Raw genomic sequence first — 5,899 nt, 5'->3', positions numbered from 1 at the left:
GCTCTTCCTGGACGGGGGGTAGTGCCTGCGTTTCTACTGACTGGGCCTCGGCTGTGGCTGGGCGTGTTTCGATCAGTAGGGAGAAGACATCGGGGTCGTCCTCCATGCCGCGTAGCAGGTCGGCGGCCTGTTCCGGGGTGGGGGCGATGAGGAGGGTGCGCTCGTCGGAGGCCGTGAGTTCCTTGATGACCTTGCGGACGGCTTCGGGTTCGCCGCCCTCCTCCACGTGGATCAGGCGCAGGACGTCCGTCTCCTCGAGGGAGCCGGGGGCCACCAGGAAGCGGGCGAGCGTCTCCCAGTCGCCCGCGACCCGCTGGTCGCGCAATGCCCGCAATGCCGCCAGGTGTGGTGCCCAGCCGACCGGCGGGACGTCCTCGGGTACCTCCCTGAGCCGCGCGTCGATCTGCTGGTAGAACTCGCTCAGCGGCGCGTAGACGCTTTCGACCAGTTCGGGGCCGCCCCAGCCGACCTCGTCCGTCCCCAATGCCGGTGTGGGATTCCCGCCGTCGAGCGGCATGGTTTCCATCCCCGCCCGTCCGTCCACCTCGGGCTCGTCAGGTTCGTTGGTGTGTGCCGGCTGCTTCACGACTCGTCCCGTCCCAGATCGACCGTCCGGGGCGGTAATTTCCCCTTCTGCCGGGGACTAACGTCTCACAGGTCGGGGATCAGCGGTGGCCCGCGAGGGCGGCGTGGTGATCTTCACCGTCGCGGGGTTCGGGGTCGGGGTGGACGAGGGCGCCGGAGAGGCGCGGCAGGGCGTGCAGGAGGCTGTGTTCGGCGTCCACGGCCACCCGGTGGGCGCGGACGAGGGTGCAGGACGGGTCCACGATGACGTCGCACTCGGCGCGCAGGTTGTGGCCGATCCAGCGGAGGCGGACGTCGCCGACGGCGAGCACGCCCGGTGTTGAGGCGAGGGCGGTTTCGGCGCGGTCGACCAGAGCCGGGTCCACGGCGTCCATTAGGCGGCGCCATACCTCGCGGGCGGTTTGCCACAGGACGACCGAGATTGCGGCAGTGATGAGTAGGCCCACTACTGGGTCGGCCCAAGGAGCGCCTAGGGCGATGCCTGCGGCCCCTAGGAGGACGGCCAGGGACGCGAACCCGTCCGTGCGTGCGTGGAGGCCGTCGGCGACCAGGGCTGCTGAGCCGATGCGGCGGCCCACGCGGATGCGGTAGCGGGCCACCAGTTCGTTGCCCAGGAAGCCGACCAGGGCCGCACCGGCGACGGCGGGGAGATGTTCCACAGGCTGTGGATGGGCCAGGCGGTGTACGGCCGCGTATCCGGCGAGTAGGCAGGACGCGGCTATGGCCACGACTATGACGACGCCTGCCAGGTCTTCGGCGCGGCCGTAGCCGTAGGTGTAGCGGCGCGTGGGTGGACGCCTGCCGAGGATGAACGCGATCCCCAGCGGGACGGCCGTGAGCGCGTCGGCGGCGTTGTGGAGGGTGTCGCCCAGGAGTGCCACCGAGCCGGTGAACGCGACCACCGCCGCTTGGAGGACGGTGGTCGCGCCCAGGCCGGCCAGCGAGATCCACAAGGCGCGCATGCCCTGGGCGCTGGCTTCCAGGGCCGAGTCCACCTTGTCGGCCGCCTCGTGCGAGTGCGGCCGACGCAGGAAGTGCCCGTGGCCGTGGCCGTGTTCGCTCATACGTCCACGATGAACCACGAATCCCGTTGCAGCACCTCGACAACTGCGCTGTTGTCGCAGGTACGCGGCCTATGTCAGTGCGGGTTCGTCGCCAGTAGCTCCGCCAGCAGGTCGTCCAGGGTGACGATGCCCGCGAACTCGCCCCGCTCGTCGTTCACCACGGCGAGCTGGGCTCGGCCCCGGCGCATGCGGCTGACCGCGTCCAAAACGGTCGTTTCCGCCGTCAGGACGGGCGCCGGGTGCGCCAGCTCGTCCGCGCGCCGGTCGCCGTTGGGCTCGGTGATCGCGGCCCGGACGTGCACGATGCCGGTCATCGCGCCGTCCCCCGCCTGGACGAGCAGCCGGTTGTGGCCGCTGGCCGTGGCGGTCCGGCGGATCTGCGCGGCGGTCGCGTCCGCGCCGATCGTCGTGACGGACGTGGCGGGCACGACGAGGCGTCCGACGGTGGCCTCCCGCGCGGAGATGGCGCGGCGGAGCAGCTCGTGGTCGTGCCGTCCGATGAGGCCGAGGCGGCGCGACTCGCCGACCAGGTGGCTGAGCCGGGCCGGGTCGGTGTGGCTGTCCAGCTCGTCCTTCGGCGTGACGCGGAAGAGCCGCAGCAGCGCGTTCGTCGTCGAGTTCAGCGCCGACAGGATCGGCCGCGACACCTTGGCGAACGCGCGGAACGGCAGCGCCAGGATCAGCGCCGAGCGTTCCGGGTGCGTGATCGCCCACGACTTCGGCGCCATCTCCCCGATGACCATGTGCAGGAACGTGACGACGGCGAGCGCGGTGCCGAGGGCGATGGCCTTCACGCCCGCCTCGGGGACGCCGAGCGCGTGCAGCGGCGGCTCCAGGAAGTGCTCGAACGCGGGCTCGGTGACGATCGCGAGGCCCAGCGAGCACATCGTGATGCCGAACTGCGCGCCGGCGAGCATCAGCGACAGCTCGCGGACGCCCGCGAGGGCGGCGACGGCCGGGCGGCTGCCCGTGGCGGCGGCGCGTTCCAGCTGCGGGCGGTTGGCCGCCACGAGGGCGAACTCGGCCGCGACGAAGAAGCCGTTCCCGATCAGCAGCAGGACGGTGATCAGCAGCGACGGCAGCGGGTTCACGACACCTCCACCGACGACGACGCCGCGCGCGGCGCCGGGACCACTGCCTTGATCAGGATCTTCTCGGCGACGCGGCGCGCCACGCTGACGACCTCCAGCTCGACGGAGCCGGTGCCGAGGCCGACGGTGAGGCGGTCGCCGGCGGACGGCAGCCGGCGCAGCTCCGCCATGACGAGCCCGCCGAGCGTGTCGTAGGCGTCGCCCTCCGGCAGGTCGAGCCCGGTGAGGCGGCCGACCTCGTCGATGCGCATGCCGGCGTCGACCAGCCACGACCCGTCCGGCCCGGACGTCGGCGCCTCCTCCAGGCCGTCGGTCTCGTCGGTGATCTCCCCGACGAGCTCCTCGGCGACGTCCTCGAAGGTGAGGATGCCGGCGAGGCCGCCGTACTCGTCCACGACGCAGGCGAACTCCTGCCGGGAGTCGCGCATGTGCTCGATGACCCCGTACAGCGGCTGGCTACCGGGGACGAGCAGCGCCGGCCGCGCGACGCGGCCGACCGGGGTGGACGGATCGAGGGTGTCGTCGGCGACCTCGCGGACGCCGGCGACGCCGATCACGTCGTCGACCTCCGTCCCGTAGACGGGGTAGGCGCTGTGCCCGGTCTCGCGGATCATGGCGACGAGGTCGGCGACGGTCGCGGTGGACGGCAGCGTCCGGACCTGCGGGCGCGGCACCATGACCTCGTCCGCCGTCAGGTCGCCGAACGACAGGGCGCGGTCCAGCAGGCCGGACAGGTCGGCGGGCAGGTGCCCGGCGCTGTGCGACTTGCCGATGATGTCGCCCAGTTCCTCCAGCGTCGCACCGCTGTGCAGCTCCTCGACGGGCTCGACGCCCACCGCGCGTAGCAGCCGCTCGGCTGAACGGTCGAACAGCCGGATCAGCGGCCCCGCGACCGTCAGATACACGAGGGTGGACGGCGCCAGAGCGCGCGCGAGCGCCTCCGCCCGCGCCAACGCGAGGTTCTTGGGGAACAGCTCGCCCAGAAGCATCTGGATGAGGGTCGCCAGGACGAAGCCCGTCGCGAGTGCGATCGCGCCCGTGGCCCCTTGCGGAACGCCCATGACCTCAAGCAGCGGCTGGATCAGCTCGGCGAGGGCGGGCTTGGCGATGAAACCGACGACCAGGGTCGTCATCGTGATGCCGAGCTGAGCGCCCGACAGCATGAACGAGACCCTGCTGATGACCTTGAGTGCGCGCCGGGCGGAGGTGTCACCGCGCTCGGCGTCCTGCTCCAGGGTCGCGCGGTCGGCGGCGACGTAGGCGAACTCCTGGGCGACGAAGTATCCGGTGGCGGCGGTGAGAAGGATCACCGCGAGTACGCCTAGTGCCGCGCTCATCGCGCGGCACCGGGTCTATGGTCGGAGTCCGACACTGCGGACTACCACTCCTCTCTTGAAGCTCTCTCCCGGACGAATCCGGGAGACTCCCACCTGGATCGCTCCGGCGGGTTTGGCAGCTCTTATGTCCGCCCTTACAACGATCCTCCCGACCGCCGGGCAGGTCGGTGACCTGCCGAACACTGCCAACTTGGTTGTCGCTGACAGATCGCTCGATCGTAGCAGATAGACCGCGTACTACGGCGGGCGTGGGCGAAAGCACCTTGTCTCGGTTAGTGTCACGGATCACACTTGTATGAGAGCGTACGTCCCATAGTGGACCGGTCCGTGCTCCCAGACCGGCCCGCCACAGGGACATGCTCAGGGGGACCGGAGAAGCGATCGCGGGGCAGACGTTGGACCAGAGCGGGGCCGGGGCCGCCGCGCCCATGAGTCGTGAAGGCGTCGACCATGCCCTGCGCAGGCTCCGGGACGAGCGCGAACGCATCTCCGCGTCGCTCGTCGAACTCGACCAGCAGCAGGGGATACGGCTGCTGAAGGGCGCACGGCTCACGGGCGAGACGTGGCGGCGCTGGGAGGACGCGCAGTCCCGGCTGACGACGATGTGGCTGCTCTTCGACGCCTACCAGCGCGTCCTGGACGAGGCGGGCGAGCTGCGCGAACGGTCGCCGCGCCCGGACGTGGCGACGCTGACCGAACTGTCCGGGATGCTGGCGGGCTGCTCGGTGGAGCTGCCCGACGGGGAGATCCCGCTGGAGCACCGCACGCTGCTCGGCCCGCAGGAGCGGCGGATCACCCTGGACGAGGCGGTGGCGATGATGTCGGACGCCTACGAGTTCGTCGTGCGGGAGGTGTCCGCCGCCGACTCCGCGTGGACGGCGCTGCTGCTGCCGCTGGAGGACGCCGAGGAGAGCTGGCGGACGGCGACCCGGCTGGCGCACTCGCTGGACGGCACCCGCCACCCCGACCTCGACCGGGGCGGCCGGGAGCTGACCGCGCTCGGCCGGCTCGTCCGCACCGACCCGCTGTCGTTCGTGCGGAACGGGCATCCGGACACCGGGCGGCTCGACCGCGTCCGCGCCGCGCTGACCTCGCTCGGCGACGAGCTCGCCGGCGTCGCCCGGATGCGGGACGAGTACGCCGACCTCGTCGCCCGGGTCACGGCGGTGGTCGAGGAGACCGAGCAGACCGAGCGGCGCGCCCGCGAGGCGTACACGACAGCCCTCTCCAAGATCTATTCACCGAACCTGCCGGCGCCGTCGGCCGGGCTCGGGATCGCGCTCCGCGACCGGCTCGCCGCCCTGGAACGGCTCCGCGAGGCGGGCCGCTGGGTGGAGATGGCGGGCCGGTTCGCCGAACTCGAACGCGCCGCCGAGGAGGCGCTGGAACGGGCGCGCGGCGATCTGCGTCTCAGTGCCGGTCTGCTGGACCGGCGGGGCGAGCTGCGCGGGCGGCTGGAGGCGTACCGGGCCAAGGCCGCGCGCCTCGGCCTGGTCGAGGACGAGCGGCTCACCGCGCTGGACGGCGAGGCCCGCGAGGTGCTGTGGACGGCGCCCTGCGACCTGCGCCGGGCGACCATGGTCCTGGGCGAGTTCCAGCGGGCGATCAGGGCGAGCGAGAGCGAGACGGGGACGCGGCGATGAACCGATGCACCCAGCCCGGCTGCGCGGGCGAGATCGACGCGGACGGCTTCTGCGACACCTGCGGCATGGCCCCCGCCCCCCGGCCTCTTATACCCAGCTCCCGTCTCCGCCTACTAGGCACAGGGTGATCTCGTGTGTTGCGTCATTCTAATCAAACAGACAAACCCGTCCAGTAGCAT

General features: G+C 71.6%; 5 protein-coding genes. 1 reads left to right on the top strand and 4 read right to left on the bottom strand.

The features are described 5' to 3' along the window. From HUX53_RS06445 to HUX53_RS06430, 4 genes are all read right to left on the bottom strand, one after another. A partial coding sequence (locus HUX53_RS06445; protein WP_176402246.1) for a hypothetical protein occupies positions 1 to 586 on the bottom strand: 586 nt, incomplete at its 3' end. 79 nt (positions 587 to 665) lie between these two features. Continuing rightward, entirely contained in the window at positions 666 to 1,649 is a 984-nt protein-coding gene (locus HUX53_RS06440; protein ID WP_176402245.1) for a cation diffusion facilitator family transporter, read from the bottom strand. A 74-nt stretch (positions 1,650 to 1,723) separates the two neighbouring features. Further along, entirely contained in the window at positions 1,724 to 2,740 is a 1,017-nt protein-coding gene (locus HUX53_RS06435; protein WP_176402244.1) for a hemolysin family protein, read from the bottom strand. Continuing rightward, positions 2,737 to 4,077, bottom strand: coding sequence for a hemolysin family protein (locus HUX53_RS06430; RefSeq protein ID WP_176402243.1), 1,341 nt, complete (start codon positions 4,075 to 4,077; stop codon positions 2,737 to 2,739). Before HUX53_RS06430 ends, HUX53_RS06435 begins: the two co-directional genes overlap by 4 nt. A gap of 428 nt (positions 4,078 to 4,505) precedes the next feature. On the opposite strand from HUX53_RS06430, the gene HUX53_RS06425 reads away from it, so the two are divergent. Then, on the top strand, positions 4,506 to 5,720 hold the full coding sequence (locus tag HUX53_RS06425; protein WP_176402242.1) for a hypothetical protein: 1,215 nt from the start codon (positions 4,506 to 4,508) through the stop codon (positions 5,718 to 5,720). Positions 5,721 to 5,899 lie beyond the last annotated feature (179 nt).

This window comes from Actinomadura sp. BRA 177 (assembly GCF_013372625.1).
Classification (GTDB): domain Bacteria; phylum Actinomycetota; class Actinomycetes; order Streptosporangiales; family Streptosporangiaceae; genus Spirillospora.
This window is presented reverse-complemented; position numbering and strand designations above follow the sequence as displayed.